This is a genomic window from Bradyrhizobium sp. HKCCYLRH3097, assembly GCF_051167875.1.
Classification (GTDB): domain Bacteria; phylum Pseudomonadota; class Alphaproteobacteria; order Rhizobiales; family Xanthobacteraceae; genus Bradyrhizobium.
In genome coordinates, this window is the sequence record NZ_JBNPTX010000013.1 from 188718 (window position 1) to 206661 (window position 17944).

A 17944-nucleotide genomic window follows, 5' to 3' on the forward strand; every position below is an offset into this window, starting at 1 on the left:
ACAAAAAGGCCTGCCATCCGACGTCGATGGCAGGCCGCAGAGATTGATATATTCCCGTCCGCGATCAAGCAGCAGCCGCAGCGTTGCCGACGGCAGCGACGATCTCGTCGACGACCTCTTCGACCAGATCGCGGTCGTCACCCTCGCCCATCACGCGGATCACCGGCTCGGTTCCGGAGGAGCGTACGAGCAGTCGGCCATGGCCGTTGAGGCGCTTCTGTCCGGTGTCGATCGCCGACTTCACCTCGTCCGCGTCGAGCGGCTTGCCGCTGCGATAGCGGACGTTCTTGAGAATCTGCGGCAGCGGGTCGAAGCGATGGCAGACCTCGGAGACCGGACGGCGCAGCCTCTGCACCGTCGCCAGCACCTGCAGCGCCGCGACGAAGCCGTCGCCCGTCGTCGCGTAATCCGAGAGAATGATATGGCCCGACTGCTCACCGCCGAGATTGTAGCCGTCGGCCAGCATGCGCTCGAGCACATAGCGGTCGCCGACCGGCGTACGCACCAGCTCGAGCCCCTGCCCCTGCAGGAAGCGCTCGAGGCCGAGATTGGACATCACCGTCGCGACGATACCGGCGCGCGCCAAGCGGCCGTCTTCCTTCCAGCTCTGCGCGATGACCGCGAGCAGCTGATCGCCATCGACGATGTGGCCGCGCTCGTCGACCAGGATCACGCGATCCGCGTCGCCGTCGAGCGCGATGCCGATGTCGGCGCGCATTTCCCGTACCTTCCGGCACAGTGCCTCCGGCGAGGTCGAGCCGCATTCCTTGTTGATGTTGAAGCCGTCCGGCTCCACGCCGATCGAGATCACGTCGGCGCCGAGCTCCCACAGCGCCTCGGGCACGACCTTGTAGGCCGCGCCGTTGGCGCAATCGACCACGACGCGAAGACCGTCGAGCGAGAGATCGCGCGGCAGGGTGCGCTTGGCGAATTCGATGTAGCGATCGTGCACGCCGTCGATGCGGCGGGCCCGGCCGAGGCTCGCGCTCTGCGCCAGCTTCTTGTCGAGCGATTCATCGAGCAGTTGCTCGATCTGCCTCTCGACATCGTCGGACAGCTTGAAACCCTGCGGCCCGAACAGCTTGATGCCGTTGTCCTCGAACAGATTGTGTGAGGCCGAGATCATGACGCCGAGATCGGCGCGCATCGACTTGGTGAGCATGGCGACCGCGGGCGTCGGCATCGGGCCGACCAGCAGCACGTCCATGCCGACCGAGGTGAAGCCGGCCACCATGGCGTATTCGATCATGTACCCGGAAAGGCGTGTATCCTTGCCGATCACCACCCGGTGGCGATGCTCGCCGCGCTGGAACAGAAGACCTGCGGCCTGCCCGACCTTGAGCGCGAGTTCCGGCGTGATCAGGCCGTTGGCGCGGCCACGAATCCCATCGGTCCCGAAATAGTTACGGCTCATATGACCCCCAGCAACGGCTTCTGGATTTCGTTACCGGCGAGCGCGAATCACAGGACCCGCCCTGCCGGTCAGCCCGCGGGTTATAGTCGCCTTAAGGCTAAGATGGCTTCAAAAAATGTGATGAATCATTACCACGAAACCGCCATGACCTCTGTAAGCCGTTGTTAAGACTAATTTTTCATTCGACCTGACGGCTCTGGAGGGCTCACCCGTCGGAGCCCCGCCGCAGCAGGAAGGTGCTCGCTCCGGCAGCCCTGACGTCATGTTGTTGCGGGACGCTCGCAGTTCGCCCTGCTTTGCCCAGACGCCGTGGCGGTTCCCAAGTTGGATTTGGCAGCCGCCGCAAAGATGCTAGATGACTGCCCCAGCCCTAAGAAACGAGACGCCGGTGGGGAGCCGAAGACCGCGATGAAACACGTCACCTGCATTGAAGACCTGCGCCTGCTGCACAAGCGCCGCGTGCCCAAAGCCTTCTTCGACTACGCCGATCGTGGCTCCTATGCCGAGGAGACGCTGCGCGCCAATCGCGAGGATCTGCAGAAGATCAAGTTCCGCCAGCGCATCCTGGTCGACGTCTCCAAGCGCGATCTGTCGACGACGATCCTCGGCGAGCCCTCGTCGATGCCGCTGATCCTGGCGCCGGTCGGCCTCCTGGGCATGCAGCACGGCGACGGCGAGATTCACGCCTGCCGCGCGGCGCAGGCCGCCGGCATCCCGTTCACGCAGAGCACGATGTCGATCTGCTCGATCGAGGACATCGCGGGCAGCGTCGAGAAGCCGTTCTGGTTCCAGCTCTACGTCATGAAGGACCGCGGCTTCATCAAGGCCCTGGTCGAGCGCGCGATCGCTGCGAAGTGCAGCGCACTATGCCTGACCGTCGACCTGCAGGTGATCGGCCAGCGCCACCAGGACATCAAGAACGGCATGAGCGTGCCGCCGGAATGGACGCTGTCGAAGCTGTTCGACTTCGCGATCAGGCCGGCCTGGGTGCAGGGCGTGCTGCAGGGCAAGCGCCGCACCTTCGGCAACATCGCCGGCCACGTGAAGAACACCGAGGATCTCACCAAGCTCTCGGCCTGGACCGCCGCGCAGTTCGACACCTCGCTGAACTGGAAGGACGTCGACTGGATCCGCTCGATCTGGCCGGGCAAGCTGATCATCAAGGGCATCCACGACATCGAGGACGCCAAGCTCGCGGCCGCGACCGGCGCGCAGGCAATGGTCGTGTCCAACCACGGCGGCCGCCAGCTCGACGGCGCGCCGTCCTCGATCCACGTGCTGCCCGGCATCGCGGAGGCGGTCGGCGACAAGATCGAGATCATGTTCGATGGCGGCATCCGCTCCGGCCAGGACGTGATGCGCGCGCTCGCGCTCGGTGCCAAATCCTGCATGCTCGGCCGCGCCTATGCCTACGGCCTCGGCGCCGGCGGCCAGGCCGGCGTCGCCAAGGCCATCGACATCATCCGCAACGAGCTCTTGACGACGATGGGCCTGTGCGGCGTCAACACGGTGGCCGAGATCGACCGGAAGGTGCTGGCGGATTAGCTCGAGAATCGGCGAGCAAGGTGCTCGGACTAATCAGCTTACGCGCCCCCGACTTCCACCATGCAAAAGCTGTCGTCCCGGACAAGCCGTGACGCGCGTCAGCGCGGCGCGGCGCTGATCCGGGACCCATACTCCGCGGCCGTCGTGTTGGGCAAAAGCCCAATTGCCACTGCGCCCTAAACTCCTCCCTGGGGGTATGGGTCCCTGCGTTCGCAGGGACGACACCGGCAACGGAGACGCAGTTGAGCACACAGAGAAAGGCAGGTCACATCGGCGGCGTCAGCCCATCGCGGCCGACGCTGACGCGGCTGGTCTCGAGCGAACCGTCAGGCAATTGCTTGACGGTGGCGATCACCTTGGCGCCGGCTTTCAGCTCGGACTCGTCGCCGGGCACGAAGGTGACGATCGGCGTGTCCGGCGTAATGTCGACGCGCTTTTCGCCCCCCTTGTACTTGACGAGCAGCGAGTGACCGTCGGTCGAGACCGAGCTTTCGGACACGGTGGCGTTGGTCATGCTCGAGTTCGGCTTCAGGTCCCACGACCGCGAGCCTTCGCCCGTTCCGCGCATGTCCTCGGGAAAAATGTGGATCTCGACCGCCTTCGGCGCGCCATCCGGGCCGGGCACCGTGGTGGCGCCGATGAACGAGCCCAGCTTGATGTCGGAAAGCTGCGCCTTGACGACACCCGAGACGCGCAGATCACCGGCCATGCGCAGCTTGAAGATCTCGCCGCTGCGGGCTTTCACCGTCATCGTATTGGCGTCGACGCTTTCGATGGCGCCGCGCACGCGCGTCGGCACCGGCGCCTGCTGGGCGATGGCGAGCGCGGATACAGTCGCAACCATGGCGAGTGAAGCGACGGAACGGAACAGGATGAGACGAGCGGACATGCATGGCTCCGAGGGCGAGAGAAGATCATCCGCGTCCAATGCGGGGCTACGCGGACGCTCGATCAATGAGACGCCGACCATCTGCGCTTATTCCGCGCTCAAGCCCTTGTGAGATCGGCCTCGACCAGCGCGCGCAACTCGGGCGTGACCTGCGGACGGCGGCCGAACCACAATTCGAAGCCACGCACGGCCTGGTGCAGCAGCATGCCGAGTCCATCGGCAGTGCGCAGCCCCCTCGCCCGCGCCGCCGCGAGCAACTGCGTCTCCAGCGGCACGTAGACGATGTCGGCGACGACGGCCTGCTGCGGCAACAGCTCGACGTCGAGCTCGAGCGGCGGCTGACCGTGCATGCCGAGCGAGGTGGTGTTCACGAACAGGCCCGCGCGCGGCAGCAGCGCGCCGACGCGGTCCCAGCCTTCGGCAACGACATGGCTGCCGAACTGATCAGCCAGGGCTTGTGCGCGCGCCGCGGTGCGGTTGATGATGTGGACGCGGCCGATGCCGCGCTCGAGCAGGCCGAACACGACGGCCCGCGCCGAGCCGCCGGAGCCGAGCACCAGCGCCTCGTCGGTGCGGTCCCAGCCTGGGGCAGCGGCGTCCAGATTGCCGATGAAGCCTTCGACGTCGGTGTTGGTGGCCCGCAGGATGCGGTCCTCGTACCAGAGCGTGTTGGCCGCGCCGACGGCGCGGGCACGCGCGTCCGGCTCGCTCAGCTCCAGCACGCGCTCCTTGTGCGGGATCGTGACGTTGGCGCCGACGAAGCCGCGACGGTCGAGATGCATGACGAAGTCCGCCAGCTCTTCCGGCGGCACCGCCTCGATGGTGTAGCCGCCGGCAATGCCGAGCTCGTGCAGCCAATGATGATGGATCAAGGGCGAGCGTGAATGCGCGGCAGGCCAGCCGATCAGGCACGCAGCGCGGGGTTTGGCGGCAAGGGTCATGGCCGTGACATCGGACAAGCTCCGGCTGGAGTCAATGCTGGGGCTCGGCAGTCGCCCCCAGGCGCCATGGCCCAAACGGCGACGCGGCGTTGAGGTCGCGTGTCAGCTCGCGGCGAGCCCATCGGCGACGTCCGCCGGTGCCGTCTCCTTGCCCTTGATGTCGGCCACCGCGCGCTCGATGGTCTCGCGGTAGCGCACCAGCGGCGGCCGCACGCCATGGGTCAGCAGCGCCCGACGCACGGTCGGCGACGCCCCGGTGATGAACAGGCGGATGCCCTGGCGCTTGGCCTTGGCGGCAACGCGGCTCATGGCGTTGGCGGCCGTCGAATCCAGGAACGGCACCGCTGCGAAATCGACCACGAAGGCCTTGCGGCGGTCGGCGATCGAGTCGAGCACGGTGCCGACGGTCGAGGCGGCGCCGAAGAAGAACGCACCGGTGATGCGATAGACCAGCACGTCCTTGTCGGCGCTGAGCTTCGGATTGTACGGCACCCGCGCCTCATCCTCGAAGTCGGCGCGGTCCTTTGCGACCAGAGGCGACCCGTCCTCGACGCCGGTCATCTGCGCCATCCGGTTGATGAACAGCACGGCGCCGAGCGCAAAGCCGACCAGGATGCCCTCGGTGAGATCGCGGAAGACCGTCAGCCCGAAGGTCGCGAGCAGCACCGTGGCATCGCCCCAGGACGATCGGATCAGGGTGGCGAACTCGTGCTTCTCGGCCATGTTCCAGGCGACAACGACGAGCACCGCGGCGAGCGCCGACAGCGGGATGTAGCTCGCCAGCGGCGCCGCGATCAGCATGAACACCAAAAGAAACAGCGAATGCAGCATGCCCGACACCGGTCCGCGGGCGCCGGCGCGAACATTGGTGGCGGTGCGCGCGATGGTGCCGGTGACGCAGATGCCGCCGAACAAGGCCGAGCCGACATTGGCAAAGCCCTGCGCCACCAGCTCGCAGTTGGAGCGATGGCGACGGCCGGTCATGCCGTCGGCGACGACGGCCGACAGCAGCGATTCGATGGCTCCGAGCAGTGCGAAGGCGATCGCGTCGGGGAACACCGCCTGGACCTTGGCGAGCGAGAACGCCGGCAACGCCGGCGCCGGCAGCTCGCGCGGGATACCGCCGAATTTCGTCCCAATGGTCTCGACCGGAAGCTGCAGCGCGAAGGTGATGATGGCCGCGACCACCACCGCGATCAGGATGCCGGGCCAGGTCGGCCGCAGATGCTTGAGGCCGATGATGATCGCGATCGACAGCGCGGCCGTCACGACCGCAGACATGCTCGCGGTCGGCGCGCCATGCGCGAGCGCCGTGAGCTTCGGAAGCAGCTCGCCCGGCTCCTTGCCCGCAAGCGTGATACCGAACAGATCCTTCAGCTGGCTGGCAAAGATGATGACGGCGATGCCCGCGGTGAAGCCGACTGTGACCGGATAGGGAATGAACTTGATGTAGGTGCCGAGCCGCAGATATCCGGCGATCACCAGCATCACGCCGGACATCATCGTCGCGATCAGCAGGCCATCGAGACCCTGGCGATCGACCGTCGCAGCGACCAGCACGATGAAGGCACCCGCGGGACCGCCGATCTGAAAGCGGCTGCCGCCGAGCAGCGAGACCAGGAAGCCGCCGATCACGGCGGTGTAGAGACCACGCCCCGGCGAGACACCGGAGGCGATCGCGATCGCCATCGACAGCGGCAGCGCCACGATCGCCACCGTCAGGCCCGCCAGCGCGTCGGCGCGAAAGTCGCTGAGGCCGTAGCCCTCGCGCAAGACCGTCAGGAGTTTGGGGGAATAAAGCTCGGCGAAGGTCGGCTCATGATGTCCGACCCGCCCGTGCGAACGGTGTTCGTTTGCGATGCTCATGCCCATCACGCTCCCGTCGCCTCATCGGGCCGCGGCGCAGCCGACGATGCGTCCCACACGAAGCGCCCAGGGGCCCCGTGCCCGCGCGATGAGCCTAGCTTGCGTCATCGCGCGCGATGTCAGTTTGACGGCCCATGCGGCGGGGCGGCCCCGGGTCCTTCAGGCGAACACCACGCCCGCCGTTCTCGCTGCGGGAATGCTCACCGATCAGATCCACGCCCGCGCGATTGAGCGCATCGACGACCTTGGTCAGCGAGTCCACCACGCCGCGGACGTTGCCCGTGGAGGCTTCCATCCGCTGGATCGTCGGCAGCGACACGCCGGCCAGCTCGGCCAAGGTTCTCTGATCTATCCCGAGCAGCGCTCGCGCTGCCCGCATCTGGAACGACGTGATCACGCTGGCCTCACGTGGCAGACACCATAAATGATGTCTGAGACAAAGACAATGATGTAAAATACATCACAAACTGATCTCGGACGCAAGCTGGAACCCGGCCCTCGCCGTTTGTTCCCTGCGCGCGCGAGCAAAGGTCCCGACGCGATCCGGCCCGCCATCCCGAGAGAGGATGACGGGCCGGCGCTGTTCGGCGCGGAGCGTTCGGCTCAGGCGGCGTCGCGATGGGAGGCGATGATGTGGTCGGCGGCGCGGCCGGTCACCTCGGCCATGTGGTCGAATTGGCGGGTGAAGCTGCCGGCGCCGGCCGTCGCCGAACGCAATTCGACGATCAACTCGCCGATCTCCGCCTCCGGCATCATCGCCCGGACGCAGTCCCAGCCCGGCCAGCCGTCACGGGTATCGAAGGACAGGATCTGGCCGCGCCGCGCCGAGAGGATCGCATTGATCCTGGCGGTCGCCTCCGTCGGGCAGACGATCTCGACGGTGTGAATCGGCTCCAGCAGCACCGGCTGGCATTGCGGCAGCCCCTCGCCGACGCCGACCCGCGCCGCGGTGCGGAACGCGAGGTCGGACGAATCCACGCTGTGATAGGAGCCGTCGGTGAGCGTCACCTCGACGTCGATCACCGGAAAGCCCAGGGGGCCGCGGGCCATTGCGTCGACGACGCCCTCCTCCACCGCCGGGATGTAGTTGCGCGGCACCGCGCCGCCGACCACCTTCTCGGCAAAGCGGAAGCCTTCGCCGCGCGGCAGCGGCCTGATGTCGAGCACCACGTCGCCGAACTGGCCGTGCCCGCCGGACTGCTTCTTGTGGCGGCCGCGCTGCGTGATCGGCTTGCGGATGGTCTCCTGGTAGCCGATCGCGGGCTGGTGCGATTTGACGTTGACGCCGAAACGGTCGCGCAGCCGCTCCAGCGCGACGCGCAGATGCATCTCGCCCTGCCCCCACAGCACCGTGTCGTGGGTGCGCGGGTTCTGCACCATGGTCAGCGACGGATCCTCCTCGTGGAGCCGCTGCAAGGCCTGGCCGAGCTTGACGTCGTCCTTGCGGTCCACGGCGGCGATCGAGAGCGCCAGCACCGGCGGGCACGCCTCCACCTTTGCCAGCGGCGGTGGTGCCGTCTTGCCGGTCGCAACCGTATCGCCGGTCTTGACCGCATCGAGCTTGCCGAGCGCCACCGTGTCCCCGGCCTGGGCGCCCGCGCGCTTGCTGTCATAGGCGCCGGTGGCAGCCAGGATGCCGGATACGCGCGCCGCCTCGCCCGAGGCGGCATGCAGCGTCGCGCCGTCGTCGAGATGGCCGGACAGCACCCTCGTCAATGACAGCTTGCCACCATGCTGCAGATGCAGCGTCTTGAAGACATAGCCGAGCGCCTCCTTGGTGTCCTTCACACCGAGCCGCTGCGCGGTCTCGGCGATTCCGGGCGCCTCGTGGCGCAGCGCCTTCATCAGCCGCAGCACGCCGTTCTCGCGCAACGCCGATCCGAGCAGCACCGGGCAGATCAATCCCTCGCGCAATTCGCGCGCCAGATCGTCGAACACGGCGTCGCGCGGCGGCGGGATGTCCTCCAGCAGCTGCTCCATCAGCGAATCGTCGTGATCGGCGAGCTTCTCCAGCATCGAGAAGCGCGCCTCCTTCTCGCGGTCGAGATCGCCGCCTTCGAGCGCGATGACTTCCGACGCCTTGTGCTCGCGATAGATGAAGGCGCGCTCCAGCGCGAGGTCGACGAACCCTTCGATCAATTCGCCGTTCCAGATCGGGATCTGGCGCAGCACCAGGGGCACGCGCGAGGCCGGCTGCAATGTGGCAAGCGTCTCCCTGATCCGCGCATTGGCGCGGTCGATCTTGTTGAGAAACAGGAAGCGCGGAATGCGCAGCTCCTCGAGCTCGCGCAGGATGATCTGCAATTGCGGCAGCTTCTTCTCGTCGGCCTCGCAGACCACGATGGCGGCATCGACCGCCGGCAGCGCGGCGCGCATGTCGTGGATGAACTCGATCGAGCCAGGACAGTCGAGGAAGGTGTAGCTGTCGCCCATGAAGGTCGTGGTCGCCGCCGTCATGGCGACGCTCATCTTGTGCTGACGCGCCTCCGGGCTGGCATCGCCGACGGAGGTGCCGGCGTCGACGCTGCCCGCGCGCGGGATCGCGCCGGTCCGCGCCAGGATCGCCTCCAAGAGAGTGGTTTTACCGCTTTGGAAAGGGCCCACCAGCGCGATGCACCGTGGACCTCGGGGACTTCTCAGGTCTTGTCCCATTCGCCGCCTCCTCGTTGTGGAGCTCGGCCCTTGATTGGGTCGGCAAAGCCGAATGCTCTGCCTCGGCTGCCGCTTTGGCAAGCAGGCGGCCTGCGAAAAACGTTGCTGCAGTGCGGGGGATCGCGCCGTCTTCCCGCTCGATGGCGGGAAGAGCGCTGTTCACGGCAAAGGGAAGATCACCGCCCCGGGCGCAATTCGAGGCTTTGCAACCCAGCCGAGACGCTGAGGCCGACCTGGCCCTGGACGCTGAGCGGCTGCAGCGCGATCGAGTTGGCGGAGCCGCCGACCAGCACGTTGCCGCCGACACCGACGCCGACCGCGGCCGAGCCCTGGGCGCCGGCATAGTCGCCGGAGAGATCGCCCGGCCCGAGCCGCGCGACCGGTGCATAGACCACCCAGGCCAGCAGCGATTCCTGGGTGATGCCGAGATCGAGGCCGACCTTGCGGATGGTCGCGACGTAGCGGTCCTCGGGCAGGCCGTCGGCGCGCAGCACGCAGCCGAGATGGGTCACCGAGCCGACGATGAAGCCGACACTGGCGCCGCCGCGGCATTCGAGGACACCGACCCGCACGCGATCTTGCGCCTGGGCAGCGCCGGTGCCGGTGCAGAGGACGACCGCAGCGGCGAGCCCGGCGAGGATGGTCGAGCGCATGAATAGAACTCCGGCTGAAATGAACGTGTGATGCAGACCCGTCGATCGGACGCACGATCACAGGGCACCACATCTATGCCACAAGCCTTACAGTCGCACCAGATTCGCCGCGCCGTCGGCACGAGCCGGCGCGCCGACGCAGGCAGCGATTGCGACGCGTTCGCCTGGACGTGTCCGAGTCTCTCCGATCGAGCGCCTCAGCGATAGAAGCGCGAGAAGTAGGACGATGAACGGCTCGGGCTCGGGTGGATCGGCAGCAGCGGCACCAGCTCGACCTCGGTGATTCCGGCAGCGAGGTTCAAGCCGGTCTGCCCCTGCAGGCTGATCGGCTGCAGCGCCGCGGCGCGATCGGTGTCGCGCACCAGGAAGCTGCCGCCGAAGCCGACCAGAGCCGCGGCATTGGCGGACAATCCGCCATAGCGCCCGCGCAGCTCGCTGCGGCCGAAATCGTTGACCGGTGCGCTGACCGCCCACGCCATCCTGGTCACATCCGTCAGGCCGAGATCGAGGCCGTAACGCCGGACCCTGGCGACATAGCGCTCCGGCTGGCGGCCCTGACTGCGAAACACGCAGCGCAGGCGGGACTGGGACATCACGAGCTTGCCGGAGGTCTTTCGTCCCTCGCATTCGAGCACGCCGGCGCGCATCGGCCGCCCCTGATGGGCCTGCGCGAGCGGCACGATCATCACCATCAACGCGATCGACAGCAGAAGCAGCCGCATCGAACTCCAACCCTACGCCACCAGACTTGTCGGCCGACAAAAGAAAGGCGCCATGTTCAAAACATGGCGCCTTTCGGCCTGGAAATTGGCTTCTGGTGTTTCGAGAGGGATGTTGCCCGATTACCTCAGATTGCCGCAGAAGCGCTGGATGCGCTTGCAGGCGTCCTCGAGGTCGGAGGTCTTGGTCGCGTAGGAGATGCGGAAGGCCGGGCCGAGGCCGAAGGCCGAGCCCTGCACCACGGCGACGCCCTCGGTCTCCAGCAGCTCGGTGACGAAGGCCTCGTCATTGTCGATCACCTTGCCCGACGGCGCGGTCTTGCCGATCGTCCCGGCGCAGGACGGATAGACGTAGAACGCGCCTTCCGGCCGCGGGCATTCGATGCCATTCGCCTGGTTCAGCATCGACACCACGAGGTCGCGGCGCTCCTTGAACACCTTGTTGTTGGCCGGGATGAAGTCCTGCGGACCGTTCAAGGCCTCCACCGCCGCCCATTGCGCGATCGAGCACGGGTTCGAGGTCGACTGCGACTGGATCGTCGCCATCGCCTTGATCAGGTGCGCCGGGCCGCCGGCATAGCCGATGCGCCAGCCGGTCATGCAATAGGCCTTGGAGACGCCGTTCACGGTCAGCGTGCGGTCGAACAGCGAGGGCTCGACCTGCGCCGGCGTGGTGAACACGAAGTCGTCATAGACGAGGTGCTCGTACATGTCGTCGGTCATGATCCAGACATGCGGATGCTTGACCAGCACCTCGGTGAGCGCCTTCAGCTCGGCCTTGGTGTAGGCCGCGCCGGTCGGGTTCGACGGCGAGCACAGGATCAGCCACTTGGTCTTCGGCGTGATCGCCTTCTCCAGCGCCTCCGGCTGCAGCTTGAAGCCGTGGGCGGCGGTGCAGACCACCGGCACCGGCTCGCCGCCGGCGAGCGCCACCATCTCGGGATAGCTGACCCAGTACGGCGCCGGGATGATCACCTGGTCGCCGGGATTGATGGTCGCCATCAGCGCATTGTACAGCACCTGCTTGCCGCCGACGCCGACGATCACCTGGTTCGGCTTATAGGTGAGGCCGTTCTCGCGCTGGAACTTGCCGATGATGGCTTCCTTCAGCTCGGGAATGCCGTCCACCGCGGTATACTTGGTCTTGCCGTCCTGGATCGCCTTGATCGCGGCCTGCTTGATGTTGTCCGGCGTGTCGAAATCCGGCTCGCCAGCGCCGAGGCCGATGACATTGCGGCCCGCCGCTTTGAGGACGCGCGCTTTATCCGTGACCGCGATGGTCGCGGACGGCTTCACACGGTCGAGCGCAGCGGCGAGAAAGGACATCATCAGCTCCTATGCAGGCGTCGTGGATCACCCCCTCGGGGCCACGACCAGTCATGTCAGGGAAACGCCCATTTGTAGGGCCCCCAGCGCTGCATCGCAAGAAGCTTGGGCACATGGCTCCCAAGACTTTAGAGAACGTTAAAGCCGCCCCGCTAGCGTGGACCGACGATTGTCCAGAGTCTCAGGCCGAAATGACCACTATCGGGTACGCCCTGCGATCCGGCGACTGGCTGACGGCCACGCGGATCAAGTCCTACAGCTGGATGCTGCTCGCGGTCACGATCGCGGCAATCGCCGGCTGGATCGCGCTGTCCGATGGCCTGGTCGACCGCAACGGCAAGCCGATCGGCACCGACTTCTCCAACGTCTATGCGGCAGGCGTGCTGACCCTTCAGGGCAAGGCGGCCGATGCCTATGATCCGCCGCTGCAGCATGCGACGGAAAAGGCCGTGTTCGACGGCCGCGACGTGCCGTTCTTCGGCTGGCACTACCCGCCCTTCTTCTTCGCGATCGCCGCCATCACCGCCCTGCTGCCCTATGCCGGAGGGCTCGCGCTCTGGGTCGTGTCGAGCCTGCTCGCATACCTCGCGGTCATGCGCGCGATCCTGCCGCGTTCCGAGACGCTGCTGGTCGCGATCGCCTTTCCCGCCGTCTTCGTCAACATCGGTCACGGCCAGAACGCGTTCTTCACCGCGGCGCTGCTCGGCGGCGCGCTGTTGCTGATGGAGCGCGGCCGGCCGTGGGCGGCCGGCGTCCTGATCGGCCTGCTCGCCTACAAGCCGCAATTCGGCGTGCTCATTCCCGTGGCGCTGCTCGCAGGCACGCGCTGGCCGACGATTGCTGCGGCAGCCGCCACGGTGGCCGCGCTGGTCGCGATCAGCTTCGTCGCGCTCGGCAGCGACGTCTGGCACGCCTTCTTCCAGTCGATGACCTTCACACAGAGCGTCGTGCTCGAGCAAGGCGGCACCGGCTGGGAGAAGATCCAGTCGGTGTTCTCGGCCGCGCGTCATTGGGGCGCCGATATCAGGTCCGCCTATGCGCTGCAGAGCCTGCTGGCGCTGTCGCTCGCGGCCGGACTTGCATGGCTGTGGCAGAGCGAGGCCGCGTTCGATCTCAAGGCTTCGGCACTGGCGAGCGCGAGCCTGCTGGCGACGCCCTATGTGCTCGACTACGACCTCGTCGTCGTCGCGGTCGCGATCATCTTCTTCGTCCGGCACGGCCTCGCGAACGGCTTTCGCGACTACGAGCTCAGCGTGCTCGCGGCCGCCTGGATCGTGCCGCTGCTCTCGCGCAGCGTCGCCGGGCTGACGACGATACCGCTGGGCCTCATCGTTCTGATGGCCCTGTTCGCGCTGACCCTGCGCCGCGCACTCACCGATCGCGCCGTCGAGATCGGTGGACACGCGCGCATCGCGCAGGCGTGATCTCGATTGTTTGAATCTATTGGAAAGTTGTTATTCGAGAGTGCAGTGCAGTAGCGCATTTCGACTTTTTCCATCCGCCGGCTCTTGCAGCCTGCGCCCATCGGCATCATTGTCTGGCCGCATTGCGGGACGATCTGGCGTCTGGATGTGCGATGCGTCCAACCTTTGATTCCTCGAACTCGAAATCGGCCGGATGTACAAGCTCTATTCGATGCAGCGGTCAGGCAACAGCTACAAGGTCCGCCTTGCGCTCGCGCTTCTGAACGCGCCCTATCAGGCGATCGAGATCGACATCCTGCGCGGCGAGAGCCGCACGCCGGATTTTCTCGCCAAGAATCCCAGCGGCCAGGTGCCGCTGCTGGAGGTCGGCGAGGACCGCTTCATCGCCGAATCGAACGCGATCCTCTGGTATGTCGCCGGCGGCACGCCGCTGGTGCCGGAGCAGCGCATCGAGCGCGCCGAAGCGCTGCAGTGGATGTTCTTCGAGCAGCATGCGCTGGAGCCGAACATCGGCGCCGCCTATTTCTGGCTGCTGCTGGTCAAGGGCGGGCGCGACCTGCAGACACATGCGCTCGAGGACTGGATGGAGCGCGGCTACGCCGCGCTCCAGGTGATGGAGAATCATCTCAAGAGCAACGACTACTTTGCCGCGAAGCAGCTGACGGTCGCCGACATCGCGCTCTACGGCTACACCCACGTCGCCGATCGCTGCGACTTCGACCTGTCGACCTTCCCGAAGATCCGCAACTGGCTGCGCCGCGTCGAACAGACACCCGGTTTCGTCGCGATGGATTGGCAGCCGGCGCTGATCGATTCGGCCGGCATCGCCGCCGACTACGGGTGAGGCATTCACCGTAAGACTACGGACCGTCCGTAGAACAGCGGGGAAAATACACGCTTCGGCGGGAACAAACACCGCCAGCGCCATGTTCCTGCCTTTTTTTCCGATTTGCCGCCGCAATCCTGCCCAGCGCGACCTTAGAATTTACCTCTGCGAGTGATTCGCTCGCGGATGTATGGGTAAGGGATTTCGACTTCATGTCCGGGTGGCGTCTTGCTTCCGTTCCGAGGTTCAGTTGGGTCCGCGGCCATGCGTCGCCGCAGCAGTCGGACCATTGTCGAGGGCTCCTCACGCCGATCAGCGGCTTTCACGACGACGCGACGCTCACCCTTTCGCCCAGCCTGACCACCGCCGTGGTCGCAACGATCGCGGCCAGCACGCTCTCATTGGGTGTCTGCGTCACCATCGCGGTGGTGTCGATCCGCGCCGTCTTGTCGATGCCCGCTTAACAGGAAGCCATTTTGACAACCCTTCGCGGTTTTCGCGACAACAGGCGATGATTGTCTCGCGCACAAAATGGCGATGAAATCAACGGTCGTAATCGTTGCCGTGACCCTGGCACTCGCGATCCTGCTGGCGGCGTCACTGCTGATCCTGATCGAGCGGCGGGGCGAGCTCTCGCTCTCGCCGCTGACCGAGGAAGATCGGTCTGTCTATGTCGAGCTGGTACGGCCGCCCGCTGCCGAACCGGTGCAGCCCGTCCCGGATTGATCGCCAACGCGGCTGCGCGTATCGAAGGTCCGTCGAGATTCAAACGGACGGCGAAGCCTTCATGCACGAAGCACTCACTGTGCGCGCCATCGCGCGCGACGACCATGATCGCTGGCTGCCGCTCTGGGACGGCTACAATGCCTTCTACGGCCGTTCGGGGCCGACGGCGCTGCCGGCCGAGGTGACCGCGATGACATGGTCGCGCTTCTTCGATGCCGACGAGCCGGTCCATGCCCTGGTCGCCGAGAGCGGTGGCGAGTTGATCGGCCTGGCGCACTACCTGTTTCATCGCGCCACCACCACGATCGGGCCGCTCTGCTATCTCAACGACCTGTTCACGAGCGAGGCCGCCCGCGGCAAGGGCGTCGGACGGGCGCTGATCGAGGCGGTCTACCGCGAAGCGCGTCAGGCCGGTGCGCCGCGGGTCTATTGGCAGACGCACGAGACCAACACCACGGCACAGGTGCTCTACGACAAGATCGCCGAGCGCTCGGGCTTCATCGTCTACCGCAAGGCGCTGTGAACGGGCGGTGTCACGCCGCCGTCACGGGGCAGGCCTACGCTCCATCGAGCGCCTGATCATCCCCCGTCACCGGTCACGCGTTTCAGCGGTCCCCGTCAGTCGCCGTCTCTGACCGGGGCCGCATTTTTTTGTCTGGCCTTGGTCGTTGGACGTGGCGCGTCTCACGCTACGTTGGTCGTCGTGTTCTGCTGCTTCAATGGGACCTGCTGAGAAGCCTTCGCCTGCGCGACTTCGACGCACATTCTGACAGCCTCACCCATGCTCGCCGCGACCAGATCGGCCTTGGTGGCTTCCTGCAGCACCTTCGCGGCCTCCTGATCGACGTCGGCCGCGCAGCAGACCAACATCACTCTTGCCTTGGGGAGTCGTCGCTTCAAGCGACGAACGGAGTAGCGCATATGTGCAACGCCGGAATTGCCGATATAGATCAGGCAGGCAATCGCAACACCTGCGGGCTCGAGCTTGATGACGTTCGCCGTCGAGAGCGCCTCCGCTCCTGAGACCTTCGCGCCCAACCCGTGCACCGACGACAGTTGCGCGAGAATCACCGCCGCCGCTTCGTCGATCGGGGTTCGCCCGGCCACGCACAGGACCGGCTGCTCGCTCCGCCATCCTTCGGCGAGATTGTCCTTGCTGAGGATGGGTATCGTGTCGATTGCCCCACTGCTGGCCGAGCTGTCGACGGCCGATGCAGCTTCCGGATCGCTGGTGGTCTCGCGTTTCGCCAGCGGACCATCATTTTGATCGGAAAGATCGGCGGTCAACTCGGCGACGGCGTCACGGATCGTTGCAAGGCGATCATAGGCGAGCGCCCCTCGGTCGGCGTCGGCTTGGGCCAATTGCAGTCCCTTCACCGCGACCTCGTCGCAATAGGCAATCAACGAGCGCTCCTTCAAGAACTCCTCTGCCTTCTCGGCCGCTTCCGTCGGATCGTTCGCAAGCATGCGCTGGTAGAAGATCTCGGGAGGAGACAGCGCTGGACGATCACCGAACATGACGTCGAGGAACTCCAGGCGCTCCACATGTCGTCCGATGACGACCAGGCAGACCGTCAGCGGCGTCGCGAGCACCAACCCGATTGGGCCCCACAGCGCGGTCCAGAACGCGGCTGAAACGACCACCGCCACGGGGGACAGGCCCGTGCTGCGCCCATAGACCATCGGTTCGATGACGTGGCCGAGCAACGGCTCGACCACGAGAAACAGGGCCAAGGTCCAAATCAGCATCGACCAGCCAGGGTCGACCGCTGCCGCCAGAGCAAGCGGAAACGCCGCGGCGATGACGGCGCCGATATAGGGCACGAACCGAAGCGCTGCGGCGAGGATCCCCCAAAGGAGGGCGCTGGGGATGCCGATGAACCACAAGCCGACGCCGATCACGACGCCGAATCCGCCGTTCAGGGCGAGCTGGGTGAGGAACAGCCGGCTGAGCCTGTAAGCCGCATCATCGAGCGCCGCCGTGGTGCGCTGCAGGTCGGATGAGCCCGCAAGGCGAATGAGCCGATTCCGCAGGTCCTCGCGTTGAAGCAATATGAAGATCACGAAGATGATGATGATGCCGGTCGTCGCCAGCGGATGAATGAGCGGCGAAATCAGCGTGCGGAGACTGTCTAGCGCTCCGGGATCGGGCTGCCGGACCTCCACCGGGATCGGGGTCACAGGGACTGAGGAATTCGTTCGCAGTCCGCTCGGCGGCCGAGCCGCTTCCGGCTCATTCGGTTTGTCGAGTTCCTTGCCCAGATCCTTGAGCATGTCCGATGCACGCTCGAGCGTCCCTCTGCCGGCTTTGGTGTCGCGGAACGACTGGATCTTGTTGCTCATCGTCGATTGATAGTTCGGCAGCTCACTGGCAAGCTGGGTGAGCTGGGTGGCGAGCAGGCTGCCCAGTGTAAAGATCACGACGAATGCGAGAACGACCACGCTGACGACGGCCAGTCCGCGCGGGGCACGAAGCCGCTGCAGTTGCGCGACCAATGGCGCCAATACGAAGCTGAGCAGGATGGCCAGGGCCACGGGGACCAGGATATCGCGACCGAAATACAGCAGCGCGATGATGATGACCGCAAAAATGGCGACGGCCAGCGCGCTGATCAGCCCGAGAACTTCCTCTGGGGTGCGGACCTTGAGCGGCTGTCTGATGATCATCGAATCTCTCTCCGAACGAGGAAGGGCGGCGCGCGTCGCTCAAGCGGTCAGGCTGTCAACGTCGACGAAGGTGGCGCGTTGCAACGGAGGGAAGCTTCTGACGATGTCGCCGGCGCCGGTGGTCATATGCCGGAAGGTTCGTCCTCGATCCGAGCAACCATCCGGGCCTTCGCTAGAACAGAACGACCGAGGGCGCTGGCTGGCGCTGCCCGCCCTGCCGGACATTCGGCTTCCTGTTTCAGACACGCGATAACAGCCTCGTGAGGCTCCAGTTCCCGAGAGCGCCTGAGTTCGCA

16 protein-coding genes are annotated in these 17944 nt (G+C 66.0%); 6 read left to right on the plus strand and 10 right to left on the minus strand.

All coding sequences use genetic code 11. From position 1 onward, the window contains the following. Positions 1–64 precede the first annotated feature (64 nt). Entirely contained in the window at positions 65–1414 is a 1350-nt protein-coding gene (gene glmM / locus ACQR0U_RS27160) for a phosphoglucosamine mutase (protein WP_316169324.1), read from the minus strand. A 408-nt stretch (positions 1415–1822) separates the two neighbouring features. Here glmM and ACQR0U_RS27165 point away from each other — a divergent pair, with 408 nt between their 5' ends. Continuing rightward, positions 1823–2959 (plus strand): alpha-hydroxy acid oxidase, encoded by a 1137-nt coding sequence (locus tag ACQR0U_RS27165; RefSeq protein WP_316166518.1) that lies wholly within the window; start codon positions 1823–1825, stop codon positions 2957–2959. Positions 2960–3224: 265 nt separating this feature from the next. On the opposite strand, the gene ACQR0U_RS27170 is transcribed toward ACQR0U_RS27165, so the two are convergent. From ACQR0U_RS27170 to ACQR0U_RS27205, 8 genes are all read right to left on the minus strand, one after another. Further along, positions 3225–3803 (minus strand): hypothetical protein, encoded by a 579-nt coding sequence (locus ACQR0U_RS27170; protein ID WP_410051253.1) that lies wholly within the window; start codon positions 3801–3803, stop codon positions 3225–3227. Positions 3804–3946: 143 nt separating this feature from the next. After that, a complete protein-coding gene (locus ACQR0U_RS27175) occupies positions 3947–4789 on the minus strand; it encodes a shikimate dehydrogenase (RefSeq protein WP_315714120.1) in 843 nt (280 codons plus the stop codon). Positions 4790–4891: 102 nt separating this feature from the next. Then, positions 4892–6655: a SulP family inorganic anion transporter gene (locus ACQR0U_RS27180; protein ID WP_315714119.1), complete on the minus strand. Its 1764-nt coding sequence runs from the start codon at positions 6653–6655 to the stop codon at positions 4892–4894. A 94-nt stretch (positions 6656–6749) separates the two neighbouring features. Next, positions 6750–7052: a helix-turn-helix domain-containing protein gene (locus tag ACQR0U_RS27185; protein WP_315714118.1), complete on the minus strand. Its 303-nt coding sequence runs from the start codon at positions 7050–7052 to the stop codon at positions 6750–6752. A gap of 206 nt (positions 7053–7258) precedes the next feature. After that, positions 7259–9307 (minus strand): elongation factor G, encoded by a 2049-nt coding sequence (locus ACQR0U_RS27190; protein ID WP_315750067.1) that lies wholly within the window; start codon positions 9305–9307, stop codon positions 7259–7261. A gap of 176 nt (positions 9308–9483) precedes the next feature. Then, on the minus strand, positions 9484–9960 hold the full coding sequence (locus ACQR0U_RS27195) for a DUF992 domain-containing protein (protein WP_315714116.1): 477 nt from the start codon (positions 9958–9960) through the stop codon (positions 9484–9486). Between the two features lie 197 nt (positions 9961–10157). After that, entirely contained in the window at positions 10158–10682 is a 525-nt protein-coding gene (locus ACQR0U_RS27200) for a DUF992 domain-containing protein (RefSeq protein WP_316166516.1), read from the minus strand. A gap of 120 nt (positions 10683–10802) precedes the next feature. Then, entirely contained in the window at positions 10803–12005 is a 1203-nt protein-coding gene (locus ACQR0U_RS27205; protein WP_315714114.1) for a pyridoxal phosphate-dependent aminotransferase, read from the minus strand. Positions 12006–12196: 191 nt separating this feature from the next. Here ACQR0U_RS27205 and ACQR0U_RS27210 point away from each other — a divergent pair, with 191 nt between their 5' ends. The 5 genes from ACQR0U_RS27210 (at position 12197) to ACQR0U_RS27230 (ending at position 15504) form a co-directional block, all read left to right on the plus strand. After that, positions 12197–13429, plus strand: a complete 1233-nt coding sequence (locus ACQR0U_RS27210) for a glycosyltransferase family 87 protein (protein ID WP_316166515.1) — start codon at positions 12197–12199, stop codon at positions 13427–13429. Between the two features lie 193 nt (positions 13430–13622). Next, positions 13623–14273 carry a glutathione S-transferase family protein gene (locus ACQR0U_RS27215; protein WP_315714112.1) on the plus strand — a complete coding sequence of 217 codons (651 nt, stop codon included), beginning with the start codon at positions 13623–13625 and terminating at the stop codon, positions 14271–14273. 194 nt (positions 14274–14467) lie between these two features. After that, positions 14468–14719: a hypothetical protein gene (locus ACQR0U_RS27220; RefSeq protein WP_316192023.1), complete on the plus strand. Its 252-nt coding sequence runs from the start codon at positions 14468–14470 to the stop codon at positions 14717–14719. A 67-nt stretch (positions 14720–14786) separates the two neighbouring features. Next, positions 14787–14981 (plus strand): hypothetical protein, encoded by a 195-nt coding sequence (locus tag ACQR0U_RS27225; RefSeq protein WP_315714111.1) that lies wholly within the window; start codon positions 14787–14789, stop codon positions 14979–14981. A 61-nt stretch (positions 14982–15042) separates the two neighbouring features. Beyond that, on the plus strand, positions 15043–15504 hold the full coding sequence (locus ACQR0U_RS27230; protein WP_434842737.1) for a GNAT family N-acetyltransferase: 462 nt from the start codon (positions 15043–15045) through the stop codon (positions 15502–15504). Between the two features lie 161 nt (positions 15505–15665). On the opposite strand, the gene ACQR0U_RS27235 is transcribed toward ACQR0U_RS27230, so the two are convergent. Beyond that, a complete protein-coding gene (locus tag ACQR0U_RS27235; protein ID WP_315750063.1) occupies positions 15666–17648 on the minus strand; it encodes an AI-2E family transporter in 1983 nt (660 codons plus the stop codon). Positions 17649–17944 lie beyond the last annotated feature (296 nt).